Below are 21,579 nucleotides of genomic sequence, written 5' to 3'. Positions count from 1 at the left end.
CCCGCGATGGGCGGCCGCCGGTAGCGCGCGAGACTTCGTATGCAGTGAGGACGAATGTCTATGCGGGCCCCGAGGACCTCGCCATCATCAAGGAGGCCGCCAAGCGGCGCGGCATAAGCGAGGCAGAGATCATCCGGCAGGGCATCCACCTCGCGGCCATGGCGAACCGTGTCTGGGACGATCCCCCTCTTCTCCCGTACTTTCGAGGGCGCCGGTCGTACCCTCGGCAAGAGCGAGGGGCGCAACACTGTGGCCGACGCCGTACGCCGCGAGACCTGGGCCGATACTGCCGCGTGATCATCGTCATCGCGGACACCTCCGGGCTCCTCGCGGCCCTCGACTCCACCCACCTCGAGCATCAAGCGTCCAATGAAGCGATCATGGCCGCCGGCCCGCTGGTGATGTCGCCTCTGCTGCTCGCGGAGATCGATCACGTAGCCACCCGGGAACTCGGCCGTGAAGCCGCGCTCAGCGCGGTCGACGACATTCGGGCCTGGATGCGGCGCGGGCGCATCGCTGTCCCCGAGATCACAGAGGACCACCTGGGCGTCGTCCAGTCCGTGCGTGCCCGCTACCGGGGCCTCGACCTGGATCTGGCGGACGCTGTGAATGTGGCCCTCGCGGCCGATTACGACACCGATGCCGTCCTCACTCTCGACCGCCGCGACGTCCGTGCGGTGCGCCCGCTCGGCCGCCACAAGGCGTTCCGGGTGCTCCCGGACGATCATCTTCTGTGAAGCTTGCGGCTTACGCCTGAGGCGTCGTCTTCGTCAGCTGTGACCCTCAATTGACGCTCAGGGCGCCCTCAGAAAGGGGTGTGGGTCAGAAAGCGCTACTGACGTGCGGTTTTCTAGATCCCGTTCGGGCCGACATCCCTCCGATGACCCGCTATGTGGAGTGCGTGGCAATCCTCGAGCCTATGGGCAAGGGGTCCTGACCTGCGGTTTTGTAGCCCGGGTCGGTTCCTCGACCTGTGCTTCTTTGGGTGGCGGTTCGAGCGGGCGGATCGATCCTCACAACCCGCCGACATGCGGATTCGTGAGCGAGGTGCTTGCATGGGCGACGCCTTCAGAGGGGCTTCCGGAGAGGCTTGACGCTCAAATGAGGGGACGCGACTCGCGCGCCGCTTGATACCGGACAGGGATCATCTCTGCATGGCGACACTCCGACTCCCGACGACCTTGACGCGAAGCTCACCGAGCGGCGCAGGTCAACATCGATGTACGGGTCATCGCCAGGCGCCTGTCGTCCACGCCGACCGATCCTCAGACCGGATACGCCGTGTGAATATGGCCGTCGCGGATGACGACTTCGACGTCTCTCGTCTCCCGGCCGCTGCCGTTGATGCCCACGGGCTCGCCATGTTCGAAGCGGTGCAGATGGCTGTCCTGCCCTGCCCTGGCTCGAGGGTTGGGCAGGGCAGGCGTTCCGTCGACTCCCTCCCGGAGCCGTCTGCCCAGTACGAAGTCGTCGCCCTCCCAGAAGAAGTCCTCGTAGAACTCGCCGGGAATTCGGGGCTCCGGCCCGGTGGGGTCGGCATTCTCCCGCACGCGGTCCTGGGCGCCGGGGCCGTGCTGGCCCTCGATGTGGGTCTCGCGTCGCTCCGTGATGCCGTGCCTGCTGCTTTCGCAACTGACCAGCCCCCATGGGTCGGTCCAGCGAAGCGGGTCGGAAACGTAGGCGTGGTGGTTCGGCGCGGGGGCGAGGCCCAGCGGGTCCGGGCTGATGTAGCGGGCGTTTTCGGGGTCGTAGTAGCGGCGGAAGTTGTAGTGGAGGCCGGTCTCGAGGTCGTGGTACTGGCCCGGGAAGCGGAGGGGACAGTCGACCGGGCCCGCAGAACCGCCCACCGGTGTGCCCCACAGTGCGGTGCGCGCCCGCCAGGCGATCTGGCCCTCCTCGTCAACCAGTTCCGTGGGGGTACCGACCAGATCGGTGACGATGGCGTAGAAACGACGGTCGACCTCGTCCTGGTCGACCTGCAGCAACGCACGATTGGTACCGGGAGCCCACTCCCAGCTTCTGGTGGGACCGCCGACGGCGCTGCTCTCTTCGACGAGGTGGGAACCGTCCCAGGTGAAGTGGGTCTCCTCGGTCGGTCGGCCCGCGTCGGACAACAGGCGTTTGGCGACACGGCGACCCAGACCGTCATAGACGTACGCCCAGCGATGCCCGTCGGGGGTCGTGACCTGCGTGAGCCGGTCCTCGGCGTCCCAGGTGTACGTCCACTCCCGCGTTCCACCGGACAGCAGTTTGCGCGCCTGTCGGACGAGGCGCCCCTGAGCGTCGTGAACGTAGGTGATGTGGCCGGACCTGCGAATGAGTGTGCCGTCGTGAACCCGCTTGCCTTGGGGGCCTTCCGGAACGTCGACCCGACTGACGTTGCCCGCCGCGTCGTAGGCGTAGCGCTCGGACCACCCGGTGGCGGAGACCGTCTCCACTCGGCCGAGACCATCACGGCTGAATCGGCGGGAGCCGTAAGCCTGGTCGTCGATGGCGGTCAGGCTGCCGTCCTGTCCGTACGTGTACGCACGGTGCAACAGCGCCTCGTCCGACGCGTTTGCGTCCGAGGCGGCTCGCCCGAGGACCGTCTGTCCGGTCAGGCGGTGGCCCGCATCCCACTCCTGGGACAGTACCGCTGTCTCTCCCAGCTGTCGCTCGATCTCGTGGCCCGAGGCGCCGTACGCGAATGACAAGGCGCTGTCGGCGAGCCGGACCCGGGTGGGTCGGTTGTTCGCGTCCCACTCCCAGTGACTGACGGCGCCCGACGGAGTTCGGCGTTCGACTCGCCGGCCGAGTGTGTCGTAGGCGGTGTGAACCGCGCGGCCGTTGCACTCCTCGACGACGACATGGCCCACTGCGTCGCGTGCGAGCGTGAGCCTCGTGTCGGGGGTGACGGCTGCGACCAGCTGGCCGGCGGAGTCGTAGCTGAAGGCTGCGATCACATCGTCGGATCGCCGTTCCACGACCCGTCCGCGCGCGTCGCGCACATACGTGGTGGTCTCGCCGGCACCGTTGGTTCGCTGGGCAAGGCGTCCCGCGGCATCGTAGGTGTAGGCAACGGCGCGGTCGTTGAAGTCCACTTCGCGTACGAGACGGCCCGCCGGGTCGTACGCGTACGACCACACCGCACCGGACGCGCTCGTCACGGATGTGAGCCGCAGTTCGGTGTCGTACGCGAACCACGTCGTCGAGCCGTCCGCCTCCGTCCGGGCGTGGAGCCGGTCGAAGTGAGTGAAGGAGTGGGTCGTGCGACGGCCGTCGAGACCGGTGTAGCGGACGATGTTGCCCTCGCCGTCGTAGGACCAGCTCTCGCGGGCGCCGTCGGCCATGGTCCGTTCGGCGGGGTAGCCCTCCACTGTCCAGGTGGTACGTGTTGTCGCGCCGGTGGCGTCGACGGTACCGACGATGCGGCCGAAGGCGTCTCGGGTGACTCGACTCGTACCGCCCAGTGGCGCGGTGACGGAGTCTGGCAGACCCAGGGGCCCCGGCTGCACACGGTGGGTCGCTCCCAGGGCGTTGGTGACGCCGAGCAGCCCGCCGGAGGCGTCATAGGCGTAGGTGGTGACGGCCCCGTTGGCGTCGACGGTCGCTGCCGGGTGGCCCTGCTCGTCGTATGCGTAGCCTCGTCGGCGGCCGGTTGGCAAGGTGATCCACAACGGACGGTCCGAGGCGTCGTACTCGCATGTGGTGGCCGTACCGTCGGGCCGGGTGACGGATGTGAGGTTGCCGCGCTCGTCGTACGCGAAGCGGGACGTGTGGCCCAGCGGATCCGTGCGTGACAGCAGCCGATTGTACCTGTCCCACTCGGCGTAGGTGGTGTTGCCGAGTGGGTCGGTCTGGGCGATCACCTGTCGGCGCTCGTTGTACCGGTAGGTCGTGGTGTGGCCCAGAGAGTCGGTGTAGCGCGTCTCCCGGCCTTCCGGGTCGTAGGCGATGGAACAGGACAGGAACCCGTCCGCGCCGTCGCCTCGGATGCACCGGTCCTGATCGTCGTAGGTGAAGCGGTACCAGGTGCCGTTGCGGTCGGTCCAGGAAGTGATGCGCCCCTGGACGTCGTAAGTGAACCTGAGCGGAAGGCCACTGGAGTTGTAGACCTCGGTGAGGTGCCCGTCGGAGCTGTAGCCGTAGCGCAGCAGCGTTGTGCCGCCCGGCCCGGCCTCCTCGTTTCGCAACCGTAGACCAACGATCCGGTCGTCTTCGGTATCGACGTGCAGGTGGCGACCACCGGAGTCGCGGACGGCGGTGGGGGCCCCGGTTCCGTCCCGGTCGACGTCGATACGCCGCCCGTCGCGGTCGGTCATGGCGGCGAGGGGAAGGGTGAATGCCTCCTGCGCGGCCACAGCTCCGGTGAGCGGTGCGAAGTGGCGAGTGCGTCCTGTTGCCGGGTCGGTGATGCGGATGGGGGCGTCGGGCGTGCCGTCCCAGTCCAGTGGCCAGCGGGGGCCCTCTGTCGGCATGACCGAGACACCGGGAGCGGGCACGGGATACAGGAGGATCATGCCGTCGTCGGCGGCGAAGACGACGCCTTCCCCGTCCAGTTCGAGACGCTCGTCGAGGGTCGATGCCCAGGAGGGTCCGAACCAATGGCCCCATTGGTACGTCGAGAGATGTGTGCGCCGCAGCACGAGGGGGAGGAGCCCGGGGAGATCCACGTCGGTCTCCTCCACGAGCATCTCGCCGGAGACCATGTCGACGGGATCGCCGTTCTTGCACCGCCCCTTCGCCGGCTTGCTCTTGCCGACGGCGTTGTCGGCTCCCTTGCGTAGGCCCTTTCCGAGCCCTTTGGCCATCGCCTTGAGGCCACCCTTGCCCAGGGCCTTCATCCCCGCAGCGAGTTTGCCCAGCGTGGTAAGCCCCTTGACGCCCGGTATGCAGTCCAGCGCCGCGAATCCGACATCCCACAGGGACGCTTGGCCTTTGGAGTACTTATTGAGCGTGTCTGCGAGGACGACGAGGGCGGCTACGATGACGATCGCGGCGAGGATCGGCCCGCCGATGATCATCGCGATGACTCCCACAACCGCGACGACGACCTTGCAGACGGCGACGATCGAGTCCCAGTTGTCGGAGACCCAGTCCCCCACCTCTTCCCACCAGGACCGGTTCTGGATGCCGGCGTCGGACGCCTCGTCGATCTTGTTCTTGGCCTCCCGGGCCGCGTCGTCACGCATCTTGCGCGCGTCCGCCGCCATCTTCTTCGCCGCGTCCAGCGCACCCTGCGCGGAGTCGACCGACGACTGCGCGTTGATCTGCGCGGTCTTGGCGTGCTGGACGTCACGGGTGGCGGCGCGGACCTTCGCCTCGTCCGGCTTGTCCGCGTCGGACTTGCTGCCCGTCGGGTCGTCCTTGTACTTGTCCGCCTCCTTCGACGCCCGCGTCACCCACGAGTCCGCCGAGGACAGCTTCGACTGCGCGGACGTGAGGTCGTCACGGGCCTCCCGCGCCTTGATGAGCGCCTTGTCCGCCAGCGCCTGCGCCCGCTCCAGCTTCGGCCAGAAGTCCGCGAGCGCGTCGCCGCACATCCCGTACGACTTCTCCAGCTTCTTCAAGTTCTTCGGCACACCCGAGAACTCGTCCTTGAAGACCGTCGCCGACTTCCCCGCCCACTCCGCCAGCGTCGACTCCCCCGCCATCCCCTTCACCAGACGCAACGCCTCCGAGACGTCGTCGGCAAAGTCGTGCAGCGTCTTCGCGAGCGTCCGCACCCGCTGCGGATCCCCCGGCGTCGGGTCCTTGTCCAGGTCCAGGACATGCCAATCCGTCGGCCGGTATCCCACGCTCGCCCCCGTTGGTTGCATCATCCAAGACACCTACACCTGAGCAAAGTTACTTGACTTCCTTGCTCGTAGACTCGGAGTGTGAGCCACAACCAACCGACGCACGGTGACGACGCTTCCGATCGACCCCTTTGGGAGCGTCCTGGACCCGAGTTGCAGTGTCTGGCCGAGGTGAGGCCGGAAGGGCTGTATGAAGCGGCGCGGCAGTTGGGTCAGCGGGTGTCTGCTGAGAGGACGGGCGGCGCTTCCGTGGCGCGGGCCCTCGGGCGGATCGCCGAAGCCCTCGCCGACGTGCGCTCGCGAGAGGGTACGACATTCGCCGTGGACATCGTGGATCGGCTGATGCCTGTCGAGGAGTCGGATCGGGGCGAGACCGATCCGTTGCTGCGTTCGGTGGCCGCGAGGCTGGTCAAGACCCGGCATCTACGGGATCTTGAGCCCCTGTTCGGAGAGTTGCCGGAAGAAACCTGGAGTCCAGCTGTCGAACTGCGGGCGTGTCTGCTCGGAGAGTTGTCACTCATGAGTTCGGGGGGCGGTCGGCGATCTCTGGACGCCTACGCCGACAGGCTTCGTGAGTTGGGGCACCCGCTGGCTCGGCTGCCCAGGACGCGACTGGACATCGAGCATCGCTTCACGATCCGAGTACGCGGACTGGGGTCGATCAAGACCCCGAAGCAACTACGGTCGCGCTTCCCGGAGATTCCTTCGACCGGCACCGGTGCGGCCGCGGGCCAGGCAGCCGGTGAAACACGTGACGACGAGCGGGCGAACATGGCTAAACGGCCCTTCCTGTCCGGTGGATGGAGCCGTGAGGCTGAGGCACGATTCTTCACGACGCCGAGTGCGCTTGCTCCGCACGACTTCGGTATGTCGTTCATCGAGGAGCTGCCTCTGCACTGCCTGGAAGGCGAAGGCAGGCGCCGAGGCAGCGCACTCGCCTGCGCGACGACAACTGACGATGTGCTCAATGAACTCTTCGCGGCTGCGTACATCGGGGGTGTGAACGGCCAGGGCCAGGGCGGGGCTTACGCGCGGCTGTATGCCTGGGACAGTCTGTACGCACTTATGGGGGTGCCCGTCGGCGTACCGCACCTGGAAGCCGTGCGGCGCGCGGCGGAATACCGGTGGCTGCGGTTCATGGCGTTCACGGACTGGTTCCACCACGACACGTCAGACGTGGCTTTTGCCGTGCTCGACCCCAACCGAACCCGGGTCACGGTGCTGGCGGCGACCGATACCGACGAGGAGCCGTGACGTGTTCGGGTAGCCGCAGCGAGCGATGGAGTGCGGGCCGGACATGACGCTCCGAGGGTTGGACGAGGTTCCCAAAGCGCCGACTCATGGTCACCCGCGCCGACGCCGGCTCACCGTGCCGGCGCCGTTGCGAGGGGCGAGGACGCCGACGTACTGCTGATCCGGTGTGGTGAGCGGCGTACGGCGAGTACGGCCAGGTCGTCCTGCTGCGGTCCCTCGGCGAAGGCGTGGACGTCGTCGACGAGTGCGTGGGTGAGGTGGCCCGCGGTGATGTCGACGCGGCCGGCGAGGCGTTCCTCGAGCGGGTAGAAGGTGCCGGCGGGGGAGCGGGCCTCGGTGAGACCGTCGGTGCACAGCAGCAGCGTCGCCCCGGCGGGGAAGGGGAACCAGGACACCGTGCGCGGCTCGTCGACGAGGTCTGCCAGGCCGAGTGGCGCGTGCTCCGTCCCGCCGTCCACGGCGGTGACGGTCCCGTCGTGCAGCAGGTAGGGCGGGATGTGTCCGCAGGTCACCAACTGGGTCTCGGTACCGGCGTCCACGCCCAGGACGACGGCGGTGACGAACCGTTCCGGCTCACCGCGCTGTTCCGCGTAGCCGTTGTGGCGGACCACCGCTGCCTCGAGCGAGTCCACGAGCGCGGTCACCGTCGGTTCGCGGTGGGCGGCCTCGCGGAAGGCACCGACCACGTCGATCGCCATGCCGATGGCGGCCAGTCCCTTTCCCTGGACGTCGCCGATCAGGACCCGGGTGCCCCAGGGGGTGGCCGCCACGTCGTAGATGTCGCCCCCGACGAGTTTGTCCTGCTGCACCGGCTCGTACACGCCGTCCACGAGTACGTCGTCGGTGAGCAGCGGCAGTGGACGCAGGATCTGCCGCTGCATCGCAGCGGCGGTGGACCGCAGACTCACCAGCGCACCCTCGCGAGTGATGCGCAGCGAGGCTCCGTAGACGGCCAACGCGCCGAAGCCGAGGGCGAACAGCGCCAGGGTCACCCGGTCGGCGAGCTGCTCCGTGGACAGGGCCACGGGCACGATGACGAGGACGCTCACCCAGGCGGAGACGAACGCCGTCTGACGCGGTGTGCACAGCGCGGAGGCGAACGCGGGGAGAAACACCAGCAGCCCGATCAGCAGCACGGCGGTCCCGGTCAGCGCGCCGAGGACGACCGTCACCACCGTCACCGCGACCGTCACCAGTGCGACAGCACGTGTGGGAGGCGTGCGGATCGAGGTGCTGCCGTCCCGGTCCGCACGGCTTCCCGCAGGAACCGGCGCCGCACGCAACGAGCGGAACATGCGAGCATCCTCCAGTGGCGGTGTGATCGGATGGGCCCATGCCGCACTGGGGCGACAGGCGGACGGCCTCGATCATCCAATCTGCTGGACATGCCGGAGGGAGGCTGGCCGCACCGCCCCGAAGTGCGTCCACCCGGGTGATACTCCCGACGGTGCTGCGCGACGGCTGGCTGCGCACCGGCGGCCTGGCCCGCGTGGACAAAGACCGCTTCCGCCAAACGGCCACGCAGCCATGGTGTCCCCGCCCGCAGCGGAGCAATTGTCAAGAATTGTGGAGTGGCTTGGATGCGGATGCGTTCCTGCGTTCCAGCAGCGTGACCGCGACGCCGGGTGCGATCCGGCGCTCTCCGACGGGTACGAATCCGCGCCGGCGATAGAGCTCGACCGCGGGCAGGTTGGCGGTTCCGGTCGAGACGACGGTCAGTTCCGCGGGCTCGATCGAGTCCAGAGCGTTGAGCAGCGCCGTTGCGACGCCGCGGCGATGCGCGACGGGATGGACCACGAGGCGGCAGATGTCCAGAACGCCATTCCCGGAGCGGGTCCAGGCGACGGCTCCGACAAGTCTCGACTCGTCGCGAACTCCGATGAATGACTCCTCGCATGTGCGCAACTGCTCAAGGGACTCGTGCAGGGGCGGGATGCCGTCGAAGCCGATGAGCCGGGCTTCGACCGCGTAGGAGGCCCGCTGAAGGTCCCACAGATGACGCAGGGTGTCGGGGTCGGACAGGTCGAGCCGGACCGGTTCAGCGAAGGACCGGTGGGATTCGGTGGCGGCGTGTCGTTGGCCGGTCATGCTGTGATCCTCTCAGAACGCTCGGCCAGGACGCCGTTCTCGAACCGGGCGCCCGCACGACCAGGCGGCGGCCGACCTCGTCGCATCACGCCGACTGCCAGACCCGGGACAGGACCGCCGGGGTGAGTACGTGCTCGGGTGGGCCCTGTCCGGCAAGTCGTCCGTCGCTGAGGAGCAGGCAGGCGTCGGCCGCGCGGGCGGCCGCCAGATCGTGCGTGGCCTGGACGACGGTCGTGCCGTCGGCGACCAGTTCCGTCAGCAGGGCCGTGATGCGTTCCCGGGCCTCGGGGTCGAGCCCGGTGGTCGGCTCGTCCAGGAGCAGGAGGTCGGACTGCTGGGCGAGGCCCTGGGCGATGAGGACGCGCTGGCGTTGCCCACCGGACAACTCGCCGAGCTGGCGGTCGGCGAGGCCGGCGACGCCCAGTCGTTCCATGGCGGAGTCGACCACGGTCCGGTCCTGCCGGGTCGGCCGCCGCCACAGCCCCCGCTCTCCCCAGCGGCCCATCTCCACGGTCTGCCGTGCCGTGAGGGGGAGTGCGTCCCCGACGGCGCCGCGCTGCGGGACGAAGGCGGGCGGTCGGCCCTCCGCGTACTGGAGCCGTCCGGATGTGGGGACGGTCACTCCGGCGAGGACGCCGAGCAGCGTGGACTTACCGCTGCCGTTCGGTCCGACGAGCGCGGTCATGGCCAAGGCCGGTATGCGCGCGCCTAGTTGGTGCAGCACGGGACGGCCCGGGTAGCCCGCGTCGAGGTCGCTGAACCGGACGCGCTCATCGCCCGGTTCGTCGTACGGCGGCGCCGGGCGGTGTTTATTGAACATGATTGTCATTGTAGGGTCTTCGTATGGAGTGGTTGACGGCCCCCTTCGAGGTGGCCTTCGTGCAGCGGGCCCTGTGGGCCGGGATCCTGGTGTCGGCGATATGCGCCCTCGCGGGGACGTGGGTGGTGCTGAGGGGGATGGCCTTCCTCGGTGACGCCATGTCCCACGGCCTTCTGCCGGGCGTCGCGGTCGCCGCGCTGCTCGGGGGCAACCTGCTGGTGGGCGCGGTGGTGAGTGCGGTCGTCATGACGGCCGGTGTCACCGCCCTCGGCCGTACGCCGAGGCTGTCCCAGGACACCGGTATCGGGCTGCTCTTCGTCGGCATGCTGTCGCTGGGTGTCATCATCGTGTCGCGCTCGCAGTCGTTCGCCGTGGACCTCACCGGGTTCCTCTTCGGCGACGTCCTCGCCGTACGCGAGAGCGACCTGGTCCTCCTCGGGGTGGCGCTGCTGCTGGCGCTGGCCGTCTCGGGGCTCGGTCACCGTGCCTTCCTGGCCCTCGCGTTCGACGAGCGCAAGGCCCGGACGCTCGGCCTGCGCCCCCGGCTGGCGCACGCCGTGCTGCTCGGCCTGCTCGCGCTGGCCATCGTCGCCTCCTTCCACATCGTGGGCACGCTGCTCGTCCTCGGCCTGCTCATCGCCCCGCCGGCGGCGGCCCTGCCCTGGGCGCGCGGCGTCCGCGGCGTCATGGTCCTCGCCGCGGTCCTCGGCGCGGCCGCCACCTTCGGCGGCCTGCTGCTCTCCTGGCACCTGAGCACCGCGGCCGGCGCGACCGTCTCAGCCCTCGCGGTCAGCCTCTTCTTCCTGTCCCACCTGGTGTCCGGGGTCCGGCACCGGCGTCGTGCGCGCCGCGCCGCTCTCCCCGTCCGTGCCGCCACGGTCACCGCTCACGCCCCCACGACCCGACCGAACGAAACCTGAGGCGATCTCCTTGTTCGTCCGAAGAAATGTCACCCCCCTGGTGCCGGCGCTCCTGTCCGTGGCCCTGCTGTCCGCGGCTTGCGCCGGCCAGGACGACGCCAAGTCCAGCCCGAACAGCGCTTCTTCTCCCGCCACCCCCCACGGCTACGTCGAGGGCGCCACCGAGGCCGCCGAGCAGCAGTCCCGGCTCCTGCTCAGCGACCCCGGCACCGGCGACACCCGAGTGCTGGACCTGATCACCGGAAAGGTCCACGACACCGCGCGCAGGGCCGGCGTCACCGCACTCACCACCGACGGCCGTTTCGGCTACTTCCACGGCGCGGACGGCACCCACGTGCTCGACAGCGGCGCCTGGACGGTCGACCACGGAGACCACGTGCACTACTACAGCGCGAAGATCAAGGAGGTGGGCGAGCTTCCGGGCGGCCCCGGCACAAGCGTCCGCGGCGACGCGGGGGTGACGGTGGTCACGACAGCGGACGGCAGGGCGGGCGTCCACTCCCGTGCCGATCCGGAGAAGAGCGCCCCCGGCGCCCTCGGTGCCCCCGACCGGCTCCCGGGCACCTACGCCGGGCCCGTCGTGCCGTACGCGGAACACCTGATCGGCCTCACGCGCGACGGTGACGCCCCCGCGAAGGTCGTGGTGCTCGACCGGTCCGGCAACCGCGTCGCCACCCCGGAGGCGGAGTGCGAGGACCCCGAGGGTGACGCGGTCACCCGGCGCGGGGTCGTCCTCGGCTGCGCCGACGGAGCCCTGCTCGTCCACGAGGACGACGGCACCTTCACCGCCGAGAAGATCCCGTTCGGCGAGGACGTGCCGAAGACGGCGCGGGCCACGGAGTTCCGGCACCGTCCGGGCAGCACCACGCTCACCGCACCCGCGGGAACGGACGCCGTCCACGTCCTGGACGTCACCGAGCGCGCCTGGAAACGGATCGAGACCGGCCCCGTGGTCGCCGCCAACACCGCCGGTGAGGGCTCCCCGCTCGTCGTCCTGGAGACCGACGGAGCCCTGCACGGCTACGACCTGTCCACCGGCAAGGAGACCACGGTCACCGAACGCCTGCTGAAGGACGTCCCCGAGGGCGCCACCGGCGAAGCCGCGGCACCGGTGATCGAGGTCGACCGGAGCCGGGCCTACCTCAACGACCCGGCGGGCAGGCGCGTGTACGAGATCGACTACAACGACGGCCTCCGTGTCGCCCGCACCTTCGACCTCGACATCCGGCCGTCCCTGATGGTGGAGACGGGCCGATGAGCGTACGGGTGGGGGCCGCGCGGGTGCGCGCCCTGCTGCTGTCCCTGGTCACCTTCTTCGTCGTCGCCGGTACGGCGACCGGCTGCTCCGGCGGCGACGAGCAGCCCAGCGTGGTCGTGACGACCAACATCCTCGGTGACATCACCCGGGAGATCGTCGGCGACGAGGCGGACGTCAGTGTCCTGATGAAGCCCAACGCCGATCCGCACTCCTTCGGGCTGTCGGCCGTACAGGCCGCCGAACTGGAGAACGCGGACCTGATCGTCTACAACGGCCTGGGCCTGGAGGAGAACGTCCTTCGGCACGTGGAGGCGGCCCGTGCGTCGGGAGTGGCCACCTTCGCCGCCGGCGAGGCTGCCGATCCCCTGACCTTCCACACCGGCGAGGAGGGCGGTCCCGACGACGAGGCGGGCGAGCCCGACCCGCACTTCTGGACCGACCCCGACCGGGTGCGCAAGGCGGCCGGCCTGATCGCCGACCAGGTCGTGGAACACGTCGACGGCGTGAACGAGAAGGCCCTCCGTGAGAACGCCGCCCACTACGACGGGCAACTCGCCGACCTGACCACGTGGATGGAGGGGTCCTTCGCGACCATCCCCGAGGGCCGCCGCGCCCTGGTGACCAACCACCACGTCTTCGGGTACCTCGCCGACCGCTTCGGCTTCCGCGTGATCGGCGCGGTCGTCCCCAGCGGCACGACCCTCGCCTCACCCAGCTCCTCCGATCTGCGCTCGCTCACCCGGGCCATGGAGAAGGCCGAGGTGCGCACCGTCTTCGCGGACTCCTCCCAGCCCACCCGGCTCGCCGAGGTCCTGCGCCAGGAAATGGGCGGTGACGTGGACGTCGTCCCGCTGTACTCCGAGTCGCTGACCGAGAAGGGCAAGGGCGCCGGCACCTACCTGGACATGATGCGCGCCAACACCTCGGCCATGACCGACGGCCTCACCGGCGACTGAACGCGCTTCCCCGCGGCCCGGCGAACCGAACACGCCGGCCGTTCCACCCCACAACCCCGTGCCCTGAGGGCCGGAGAGGACAGACACACCATGAACAGGTCTCCACGCGCCGGCATGCTCACGGGCACCGCCCTCGTCGTGACGGCGTCCCTGGCGCTGACCGCATGCGGCGGCAGCGACGACGCCTCGTCCGACGCCGAGCCGGAGAAGCGGACACAGAGCAGTACGGCCACCGCGGTCGAGAACCCGCTGGTCGCCTCCTACGACGGGGGACTGTACGTCCTCGACGGCGAGACCCTGAAGCCGGCGACGACCGTCGAGCTGCCCGGCTTCAACCGGGTCAACCCGGCCGGTGACGAGGACCACGTCATCGTCTCCACCGACAGCGGCTTCCGCGTGTTCGACGCGGCCCGGCAGGCGTTCACGGACGCCGAGTTCAAGGGCGCGAAGCCGGGGCACGTGGTGCGGCACGGCGGCAGGACGGTGCTGTTCACCGACGGTACGGGCGAGGTGAACGTCTTCGACCCCGCCGACCTGGCCGGCGGGAAGCAGCCGGAGGCCCGCACCTACACCTCCGCCGAGGCCCACCACGGTGTCGCCATCGAACTGGCGGGCGGCGAACTCGTCACCACCCTGGGCACCGAGGAGAAGCGCACCGGTGCCCTCGTCCTCGACAAGAACAACAAGGAGATCGCCCGCGCCGAGAACTGCCCGGGCGTGCACGGCGAGGCCGCCGCCCAGGGCGACGTCGTCGGCCTCGGCTGCGAGGACGGCGTACTCCTCTACAAGGACGGCGAGTTCACCAAGGTCGACGCCCCCGACGACTACGCCCGCACCGGCAACCAGGCCGGCAGCGACGCCTCACCGATCCTCCTGGGCGACTACAAGACCGACCCCGACGCGGAACTGGAACGGCCCACGCGCATATCGCTGATCGACACCCGCACGGCGAAGATGAAGCTCGTCGACCTCGGCACCAGCTACTCCTTCCGCTCGCTCGCCCGCGGCCCGCACGGCGAGGCACTCGTACTCGGCACCAACGGCGTCCTCCACGTCATCGACCCGGAGACCGGCAAGGTGGAGAAGAGGATCGAAGCGGTCGGCGACTGGACCGAGCCCCTGGACTGGCAGCAGCCCAGGCCCACCCTCTTCGTCCGCGACCACACGGCGTACGTCTCGGAACCGGGCAAGCGCCAACTGCATGCCTTCGACCTGGACTCGGGCGAGAAGCTGACGTCCGTGACGCTGCCGAAGGCCACCAACGAACTCTCCGGAACGGTGGACGGTCACTGACCGGTCGTCTTCGACCAGGACGAGGAGGAGGGCCTCGTCCTGGTCCTGGACGGAGAGCCTTCCGCGTCCCGGTCGGACGAGGTGCGTGAGTCCGTGCGGGCCTGCCCGTCCGGCGCCCTGGCCCTGCGGTAGTCCGCAGGCATCGCGGTGGTCCACGAGCGCTGCCGACCTGCGGACCTGCCGACCTGCGGACCTGCCGGTCCCAGGCGCTTCCGTCGGGCCCCGCTTCACCCGCCGTGCGAGTGCCACGGCTTCCTGATCAGCTCAGCAGAACGTCAAGGAGAAGCATGTCCAGACAGATCGATCGCCGTGCCTTCCTGCGCCGCGGTGCGGCGGGGGCCGCGGCTCTGACGGTGGGCCCCGGCCTGCTGGCGGCCTGCTCCACCGACGAGCCCGCATCGGACCGCGAGTCCGGTCCGGGTTCCTCGCCCCGCTCGGGCGGCACGCTGCGGGCCGCCTTCGTCGGAGGCGGCGCCTCGGAGACGCTCGACTTCTTCAACGGCCCGTCCGCCCTCGACCTGGTGCGTGCCCGCGCCTGGCACGGCACGCTGGGCAACCTGGACCCCAGCGGCCCCGACGGGGTGCGCTACGGCGTGCTCAAGGGCATCGACATCGCCGACGACCTGTCGGCCTACACCCTGCACGTGCGGCCCGGCGTCCGCTTCACCGACGGCTCCCGGCTGACCGCCGCCGATGTCCTGCACTCGCTCAGCACCCTCGCGGCCCACAGCAAACTGCCCGTCTACCGGCTCGCGGCCGCCAACTTCGACCTGGCGCACGCCAAGGCCGACGGTGACCTGAAGGTCGTACTGCCGACCCTGCGGCCCATCGCCGACGGCCGCATGATCCTCTGTCAGGGCAACTTCCTCGTCGTCAAGGACGGCACCAGGAACTTCCGCAAGGGCATGCCCAGTTGCGGCCCCTTCCGGCTGACAGAGTTCACGGCCGGCCAGGGCGCGGCGTTCGAGCGCTACGACGACCACTACGGCCACGTCCCCCACCTGGACGGACTGGAGCTGCGGTCGATCGCCGACTCGACCGCCAGGTCCGGAGCGCTCACCGGCGGTGAGATCGACTTCGCACACGACCTCTCACCCGTCACCGCGCGCACCCTCGGGGACAACGGGAACGTCGAACTCGTTCCCACGCAGAGCCCGTACCTGGTCGGCCTGTCCTTCCAGATGAACATGAAGGTCAAGCCCTTCGACGACCCCCGGGTGCGCGAGGCGTTCAAGCTCGCGGTCGACCGGCAGGCCATGGTGAGGACGGTGTTCTACGGCAAGGCCGAGATCGGCAACGACCTGCCCTCCATCGGCTTCCCCGACTACGCGGAGGGCCTGCCCCAGCGGGCCCACGACCCGGAGCGGGCCCGGGCGCTGCTCAAGGAGGCCGGGGCCGAGGGGATGAAGGTCACGCTGACGACCGGCCCGGAGACGCCGGGCATGGTCGAGACGGCCACCCTCTTCGTCGAGGACCTGAAGAAGGCCGGTGTCGGGGCGTCGGTGCGTGAGCTGCCGGCGGGACAGCTCTACGCGGACTTCCCCGCCTACGCGGCGCTGCCGCTGGCGGGCTCGTACCAGATGCCCATTCCCGCGCTGTCGACCTACCAGATGAGCACGGCGGGTGGCTCGCCGTCGGCGTTCGGCTGGCAGGAGTCCGCGACCGACACCCTCGTGGCGAAGGCCCGCGCCGAGCGCGACCCGGCCGAGGCCGGGAAGCTGGGAACGCGGGCGCAGCGCACGCGTTGGGAGGACGGCAACCAGGTGCTGCCGGTCTTCAAACCGAACCTGAACGCCCGGGCCAAGGGCGTCCGTGGGATACGTGACGATCTCTTCGAGCAGTTCCCCGGCTTCTCGCAGGCGTCGCTGGCGTGAGCCTGGCCGCGTTCGCCGGTCGTCGCCTCGTGGGGGCGGCCGTCCTGCTCGTCGTGCTGTCGGCCGTCGTCTTCGCGGCCACGGCGGTCCTTCCGGGCGACGCGGTCAGCGCGGTCGCCGGGGTGGACGCCTCGGCGGTGCAGCGCGCCGAGGTCCGCGCCGAACTCGGGCTGGACCGGCCGGCCGCCGAACGGTACGCGCACTGGGCGGCAGGCGCCGTCCGGGGGGATCTGGGCCACGGCTTCGTGGGGGACCGGCAGGTCACCGACGTCCTCGCCACCCGCCTGCCCAACAGCCTGCTCCTCGCCGGACTGACGCTCGCGGTCACCGCGCCACTGGCCGCGCTGCTGGGCCTGTGGACCGGGCTGCGCGGGGGCGGCGCCGACCGCTTCGTCTCGACGGCCGCCCAGGTCCTGGCCGCCGTACCGGAGTTCGTCGTCGCCGCGCTGCTCGTCGCGGTACTGGCGGTGTGGCTGGAGCTCCTGCCGCGTGTCTCCGTCATCCCCCTGGGCGGTACGCCGCTCGATGTGCCGCACGCGCTGATCCTGCCCGTCCTCACGCTCAGCGCGGTCGGACTCGCGGTGGCCACCAGGCTGCTGCGGGTCTCCGTCGCGGACGCTGCGGCCACTCCCTACTGCGAAGCCGCACGGCTCAACGGAGTGCGCGGGGTGCGGCTCGCCGTCCGCCACATCCTGCCCAACGCCGCGGGGCCCGCCGTCCACGCGCTCACCCTCACCACGGGCGCCCTGGTCGGCTCGGCGGTGGTGGTGGAGAACGTCTTCGACTACCCGGGCATCGGCCGGGAACTGCAACTGGCCGTCGCGGCACGGGACATACCCATGGTGCAGGGCATCGCCACCATACTCGCCGGGGTGATGCTCGCGGTGCTGCTGACCGGCGACATCTGCGCACGCCTGCTGGGCGCGCGGGAAGGACACGGCCGATGACGACCGTCCTCACACCACCGGGGAGGCGGTCACGCGCCGCCCGGACGGGCGTCCTCCGGCGCCGCAGGCCACCACTGCTCACCGGAGCGGGCACCCTGCTCGTCCTCCTGCTCGCCCTGCTGGGGCCGCTGGTCGCGCCGCACAGTCCCACCGCGCAGCTCGCCGCGCCCTTCCAGCAGCCCGACGGCCGGTTCCTCCTCGGTACCGACGTGCTGGGCCGGGACGTACTGAGCCGGGTGCTCGGCGGCGGCCGCACCATCGTGCTCACCGCGCTGGCGGGTACGGCCGTGGCCGGAGCCGTCGGGACGGCCGTCGGAGTCCTCGCGGCCATGGTGTCCCGCCGGCTGGGCGACCTGCTGCTCCGCTGCGTCGACGCCCTGGCCGTCCTCCCCGCTCTCCTCGTCGTCCTCGTCCTCGCCGCGGGGTTCCCCGGCAGCGCGACGGCCCTGGTGGCAGCCGTCGCCCTCGCCACCGCCCCGTTCTCGGCCCGCGTGCTGCGCGCCGCGGCGGACACGGTGCTCGGCAGCGGGTACGTCGAGGCCGCCCTGGCCCGGGGCGACACGCGACGGGCCGTACTGCGCCACGACGTGCTGCCGAACATCGCCGGACCGGCGCTGATGGACACCGCGCTGCGCCTGGTCGCCTCCCTCCACCTCACCGCCACCGCGGGGTTCCTCGGTCTCGGACCGGTCGGGGCGACGCCGGACTGGGGCCGCATGGTGAGTGAGAACGTTCCCGGCGCGACGCTGGCCGCCACGCCGTTCCTCGCCCCGGCACTGCTGCTGGTGCTGCTGTCCGTCTGCGTCGGACTGCTGGCCGGGCGGCTGGCGGACACCGTGGGGAGGGGAGCCGCATGACCGGCCGTGCCCCCGCGCCCCTCTCCGCTCCCCCTTCCGGGACCGGTGCGCTCGCGGAGATCGACGCCCTGACGCTGGGTCCCGCGGCCGGTGGGCCGCCCGTCGTGCACGACGTCGGATTCCCGGTGGCGCACGGGCAGGTGCTGGGGATCGTCGGCAGGTCGGGATCGGGCAAGAGCAGCCTGGCGCACAGTCTGCTCGGCCACGTCCGCCCCGGCCTGCGACTCCGCGGCGGGACCGTCCGGGTGGCGGGCCTCGATCCCTTCGACCGGGCGGACGCCCGCCGGCTGCGCGGCCGGGTGGTGTCGTTCCTCGGGCAGGACCCGGCCTCGTCACTCAACCCCGCACTCCGGATCGGCACACAGCTCGCCGAGGCGGTGCGGCTGCGCCGCTCCTCCGTGACGGGGAGAGCCGAAGTCGCCGAGCAGGTGGGGGAGTTGCTGTCGTCCGTGCGACTGCCGGCCGACCGGGCGTTCCGGCGGCGGCTGCCCCGGCAGCTGTCCGGGGGAGAGGCCCAGCGGGTCGCCCTCGCCCTGGCGCTGGCGGGCCGCCCCGCCCTGCTGGTCCTCGACGAGCCCACCAGCGGCCTGGACCCGGTCCTGGCGGACGGTATGCGCGGACTGCTGGCCGAGGCCCTCTCCGCCGGGGACCGCGCCGCGTTGCTGGTCAGCCACGACCCGGCGTGGATCGCGTCCGTGGCGGACGACGTCATACGGCTGGAGCAGGGCCGGATCACCGCGCGCGGGAAACCCGGGCCGGCGCCGGCCGTCCGGCCTTCCGGGGTCCCCCGGGCCACCGGCCCCCGCTCCGAGGCTCCCCGCGACGCCGCCGCGGACCTCACCGCCTCCGGCGGGCTCACCGCACGGGGCCTGCACGGAACCGCCTCCGGCGGGCTCACCGCCCGGGGCCTGCACGAAACCGCCTCCGGCGGGCTCACCGCACGAGGCCTGCACGCCGTCCATGGGCGGGTCCCCGTGCTGCACGACGTCTCCCTCACCGTTCCGGCGGGGTCCTGCACCGCCGTCGTGGGTGCGTCGGGGTCGGGGAAGACCACCCTCGCCCGGTGTCTCGCGGGACTGCACCCGCCGGTACGAGGGAGCGTCGAGTGGCGTGCGGGCAGCGCGCCGCGCGGACGCGGGGCCGCGGTGCACCTCGTCGCGCAGGACTCCCGCGGGGCCCTCAACCCGCGCGAGTCCGTGGCCGACGCGCTCACGCGCCCACTCAGGGGGCTGCGCGGCCGGTTGGCCCGGGAGGCGTCCGAGGAAGCCGTACGGCTGCTGGGACTGGTCGGGCTGCCGACCGACGTACTGACGCGCCGGCCCGGGGAGTTGTCCGGTGGGCAGCGTCAACGCGTCGCGCTGGCTCGGACGCTGGCCGCCGAGCCGCGCGCCCTCGTCTGTGACGAGGTCACCTCGGCGCTCGATCCGGAGACCGCGGACCGGGTCCTGGAGCTGCTGGACTCGCTGCGGCGCACGCTGGGCCTGACGGTCGTCATGGTGACGCACGACCTGACGGCCGTCGCCGCCCGCGCGGATCAGGTCGTCGTCCTGGACGGGGGACGGGTCGTCGAAGCCGGACCTGCGGACCGCGTGCTGATGGACCCCAGGCACCCCGTCACCCGAGGACTGCTCCTCCGCGAGGACGGTCCCGTCCTCGCGGTGCCGGAGCAGCCGGGGTGAAGGGCGTCTTACGGTCGTCGGGAGGAGCGCCCCGCCCCGTGGGCGCTCCTCCGCGACCCGTCTCACGGCCGGAGCGACGTCCGCGCCAGCGCTGCCTTGTCGATCTTTCCGACCGCGGTCAGCGGGAGGCCGGCCACCCGGACGACCTCGTCCGGGCTCTTGTGTCCGGCCAGCCCGCGCTCCCTCAGGTGCGCGGCCACCTCCCGCACGCCGGGAGCCTCGCCGTCGCACACCACGAAGGCGACGGTCCGCTCGCCCCAGCGTTCGTCCGGCACACCCACCAGCGCCGCGGCCGTGATCGCCGGATGCGTGAGCAACTGCTCCTCCACCTCGACGGCGGCGACCTTCTCACCGCCGCGGTTGATCTGGTCCTTGATCCGGCCCACCACGACGAGGTGTCCGGTCGGCAGCCGGCGCACCACGTCGCCGGTCCGGTAGTAGCCGTCCGGGGTGAACGCCGTGCGGTTGTGCTCGTCGGCCCGGTAGTAGCCACGCAGCGTGTACGGGCCCCGGGTGAGCAGTTCGCCCGCCGTACCGTCCGCCACGGGCCGGCCGTCGGTGTCCACCACCAGGATCTCGTCGTCGGGGGAGACGGGCCGGCCCTGGGTGGCGCAGACGAGGTCCTCGGGGTCGTCGAGGCGGGTGAGGTTGATCAGTCCCTCCGCCATGCCGAAGACCTGCTGCACGGTCGCCCCGAGCGCCGGACCGAGCCTGCGGGCGTGCTCCTCCGGCAGCCGCGCCCCGCCGACCTGCACCACCGAGAGGCTGCCGAGGTCCCACGCCCCGGAGTCGGCCTCGTCCACCCAGTGGGTGACGAGCGGCGGGGTCAGCGAGGTCAGGGTCACGCCCTCCCGCTCGACGAGCGCGAAGGCCGTCTGCGGGCTGGGATCCGGGGCGATCACGACGGTCCCCCCGGCCATGAGGGTGCCCAGCACACCGGGGCAGGCGAAGGTGAAGTTGAATCCGACCGGCAGCACCGCCAAGTAGACGGTCCGCTCGTCGAGGGCACAGACCCCGGCACAGGCGCGGGCGTTGTAGGCGTAGTCGTCGTGCGTCCGCGGGATGAGCTTGGGCAGGCCGGTGGTGCCGCCGGACAGCAACAGAAGGGCGACGTCCTCGGAGCCCGCTCCGCCGTCGTCGGCTCCCGGCGCTGGCCGGGCGTCCGGCGCGGTACGACCGGGCACGGAAGGCGGGGCCGCCCGCAGTGCCTCGAACGGGACGAAGCCGCTCTCCGGACCGGGATCACCGACCACGACGACCGTCCGGAGCGAACCGCCCGGCCCCTGCTCAGCCCGTACCTCGCGCATCAGCTCCCGGTGGTCGAACCTGGCGTGCCGGTCGGGCACCACACAGGCCACCGCACCCGACACGCGCACCAGATGACCGATCTCCCGGCGCCGGTGCCCGGGCATGGCGTGCACCGGGACCGCCCCGAGGCGTTGCAGTCCGAACCAGACGAGGACGAACTCGGCGCAGTTGGGGAGCTGGACGACGACGCGGTCGCCCCGCTCGACACCGAGCCCCCGCAGTCCGTGGGCGACGCGGTCGGCCTCGGTGTCCAGATCCGCATAGGTCCACCGCCGGTCCCCGTCGACCAGGGCGGCACGGTCTCCACGGGCGGTGCCCGCTCGACGCAGGCGGGCACCGAAGGTGACCCCCTCCCAGTGGCCGACGGCCCGGTAGCGCGCCGACTCCGCGTCCGACCAGCCGTTCTGCTTCTCGGTCATGTGGTTCCGCCCTCTCTCCTTCGCTCTCGGGCCCTGGTACCGCGGCCCGTTGTGTGACTACGATGTGAAGTCTAGAAATGATAATCATTTCAACCTAGAGTGGCGCTACGGCCCGGCGGACGAGAGTCC

At 71.0% G+C, this 21,579-nt stretch carries 15 protein-coding genes and 1 pseudogene; 11 read left to right on the top strand and 5 right to left on the bottom strand.

Features of this window, described 5'->3' with window-relative positions; translation table 11 throughout:
- The first annotated feature begins 44 nt into the window (after nt 1-44).
- Nucleotides 45-297: pseudogene (locus OHA99_RS08085) on the top strand (CopG family transcriptional regulator).
- A complete protein-coding gene (locus tag OHA99_RS08080) occupies nt 294-737 on the top strand; it encodes a PIN domain-containing protein (protein ID WP_282880739.1) in 444 nt (147 codons plus the stop codon). The pseudogene OHA99_RS08085 and the gene OHA99_RS08080 overlap by 4 nt, the downstream one beginning before the upstream one ends.
- 528 nt (nt 738-1,265) lie before the next feature.
- On the opposite strand, the gene OHA99_RS08075 is transcribed toward OHA99_RS08080, so the two are convergent.
- Nucleotides 1,266-5,777 (bottom strand): DUF6531 domain-containing protein, encoded by a 4,512-nt coding sequence (locus OHA99_RS08075; protein WP_405694960.1) that lies wholly within the window; start codon nt 5,775-5,777, stop codon nt 1,266-1,268.
- Nucleotides 5,778-5,858: 81 nt separating this feature from the next.
- Here OHA99_RS08075 and OHA99_RS08070 point away from each other — a divergent pair, with 81 nt between their 5' ends.
- Complete coding sequence (locus OHA99_RS08070; protein WP_366472432.1) at nt 5,859-7,031, top strand: DUF6183 family protein; 1,173 nt, start codon at nt 5,859-5,861, stop codon at nt 7,029-7,031.
- A 110-nt stretch (nt 7,032-7,141) separates the two neighbouring features.
- Here OHA99_RS08070 and OHA99_RS08065 read toward each other — a convergent pair whose 3' ends face one another.
- The 3 genes from OHA99_RS08065 to aztA form a co-directional block, all read right to left on the bottom strand.
- Nucleotides 7,142-8,326 carry a PP2C family protein-serine/threonine phosphatase gene (locus tag OHA99_RS08065; RefSeq protein ID WP_266570079.1) on the bottom strand — a complete coding sequence of 395 codons (1,185 nt, stop codon included), beginning with the start codon at nt 8,324-8,326 and terminating at the stop codon, nt 7,142-7,144.
- Between the two features lie 262 nt (nt 8,327-8,588).
- Nucleotides 8,589-9,119, bottom strand: a complete 531-nt coding sequence (locus tag OHA99_RS08060; RefSeq protein ID WP_405694958.1) for a GNAT family N-acetyltransferase — start codon at nt 9,117-9,119, stop codon at nt 8,589-8,591.
- A gap of 85 nt (nt 9,120-9,204) precedes the next feature.
- The gene (gene aztA, locus OHA99_RS08055) at nt 9,205-9,948 is read right to left on the bottom strand and encodes a zinc ABC transporter ATP-binding protein AztA (RefSeq protein WP_366472435.1); all 744 of its coding nucleotides are present in this window, start codon (nt 9,946-9,948) and stop codon (nt 9,205-9,207) included.
- Nucleotides 9,949-9,962: 14 nt separating this feature from the next.
- On the opposite strand from aztA, the gene aztB reads away from it, so the two are divergent.
- The 8 genes from aztB (at nt 9,963) to OHA99_RS08015 (ending at nt 19,723) form a co-directional block, all read left to right on the top strand.
- Nucleotides 9,963-10,859 carry a zinc ABC transporter permease AztB gene (gene aztB / locus OHA99_RS08050; RefSeq protein ID WP_164382742.1) on the top strand — a complete coding sequence of 299 codons (897 nt, stop codon included), beginning with the start codon at nt 9,963-9,965 and terminating at the stop codon, nt 10,857-10,859.
- Between the two features lie 10 nt (nt 10,860-10,869).
- A complete protein-coding gene (locus OHA99_RS08045; protein ID WP_153177513.1) occupies nt 10,870-12,117 on the top strand; it encodes a hypothetical protein in 1,248 nt (415 codons plus the stop codon).
- The gene (gene aztC / locus OHA99_RS08040) at nt 12,114-13,073 is read left to right on the top strand and encodes a zinc ABC transporter substrate-binding protein AztC (RefSeq protein WP_153177512.1); all 960 of its coding nucleotides are present in this window, start codon (nt 12,114-12,116) and stop codon (nt 13,071-13,073) included. The genes OHA99_RS08045 and aztC overlap by 4 nt, the downstream gene beginning before the upstream one ends.
- A gap of 90 nt (nt 13,074-13,163) precedes the next feature.
- The gene (gene aztD / locus OHA99_RS08035) at nt 13,164-14,366 is read left to right on the top strand and encodes a zinc metallochaperone AztD (protein ID WP_405694955.1); all 1,203 of its coding nucleotides are present in this window, start codon (nt 13,164-13,166) and stop codon (nt 14,364-14,366) included.
- Nucleotides 14,367-14,653: 287 nt separating this feature from the next.
- A complete protein-coding gene (locus OHA99_RS08030; protein ID WP_405694953.1) occupies nt 14,654-16,240 on the top strand; it encodes an ABC transporter substrate-binding protein in 1,587 nt (528 codons plus the stop codon).
- Nucleotides 16,237-17,187, top strand: a complete 951-nt coding sequence (locus OHA99_RS08025) for an ABC transporter permease (RefSeq protein WP_405694952.1) — start codon at nt 16,237-16,239, stop codon at nt 17,185-17,187. Before OHA99_RS08030 ends, OHA99_RS08025 begins: the two co-directional genes overlap by 4 nt.
- Nucleotides 17,184-18,044 (top strand): ABC transporter permease, encoded by an 861-nt coding sequence (locus OHA99_RS08020; RefSeq protein ID WP_405694950.1) that lies wholly within the window; start codon nt 17,184-17,186, stop codon nt 18,042-18,044. Before OHA99_RS08025 ends, OHA99_RS08020 begins: the two co-directional genes overlap by 4 nt.
- Complete coding sequence (locus OHA99_RS08015) at nt 18,041-19,723, top strand: ABC transporter ATP-binding protein (RefSeq protein WP_405694949.1); 1,683 nt, start codon at nt 18,041-18,043, stop codon at nt 19,721-19,723. The genes OHA99_RS08020 and OHA99_RS08015 overlap by 4 nt, the downstream gene beginning before the upstream one ends.
- A 62-nt stretch (nt 19,724-19,785) precedes the next feature.
- Here OHA99_RS08015 and OHA99_RS08010 read toward each other — a convergent pair whose 3' ends face one another.
- A complete protein-coding gene (locus OHA99_RS08010) occupies nt 19,786-21,450 on the bottom strand; it encodes a (2,3-dihydroxybenzoyl)adenylate synthase (RefSeq protein ID WP_405694948.1) in 1,665 nt (554 codons plus the stop codon).
- Between the last annotated feature and the right edge of the window lie 129 nt (nt 21,451-21,579).

It is taken from the genome of Streptomyces coelicoflavus, from assembly GCF_045041415.1.
Taxonomy (GTDB): domain Bacteria; phylum Actinomycetota; class Actinomycetes; order Streptomycetales; family Streptomycetaceae; genus Streptomyces; species Streptomyces coelicoflavus.
This window is presented reverse-complemented; position numbering and strand designations above follow the sequence as displayed.

Bases quoted from the DNA above. Each gene is read 5' to 3' on its own strand.
- aztB (WP_164382742.1), top strand. From the start codon at position 9,963: ATGGAGTGGTTGACGGCCCCCTTCGAGGTGGCCTTCGTGCAGCGGGCC.
- OHA99_RS08020 (WP_405694950.1), top strand. From the start codon at position 17,184: ATGACGACCGTCCTCACACCACCGGGGAGGCGGTCACGCGCCGCCCGG.
- aztD (WP_405694955.1), top strand. From the start codon at position 13,164: ATGAACAGGTCTCCACGCGCCGGCATGCTCACGGGCACCGCCCTCGTC.
- OHA99_RS08010 (WP_405694948.1), bottom strand. From the start codon at position 21,450: ATGACCGAGAAGCAGAACGGCTGGTCGGACGCGGAGTCGGCGCGCTAC.
- OHA99_RS08030 (WP_405694953.1), top strand. From the start codon at position 14,654: ATGTCCAGACAGATCGATCGCCGTGCCTTCCTGCGCCGCGGTGCGGCG.
- aztC (WP_153177512.1), top strand. From the start codon at position 12,114: ATGAGCGTACGGGTGGGGGCCGCGCGGGTGCGCGCCCTGCTGCTGTCC.
- OHA99_RS08060 (WP_405694958.1), bottom strand. From the start codon at position 9,119: ATGACCGGCCAACGACACGCCGCCACCGAATCCCACCGGTCCTTCGCT.
- aztA (WP_366472435.1), bottom strand. From the start codon at position 9,948: ATGACAATCATGTTCAATAAACACCGCCCGGCGCCGCCGTACGACGAA.
- OHA99_RS08015 (WP_405694949.1), top strand. From the start codon at position 18,041: ATGACCGGCCGTGCCCCCGCGCCCCTCTCCGCTCCCCCTTCCGGGACC.
- OHA99_RS08065 (WP_266570079.1), bottom strand. From the start codon at position 8,326: ATGTTCCGCTCGTTGCGTGCGGCGCCGGTTCCTGCGGGAAGCCGTGCG.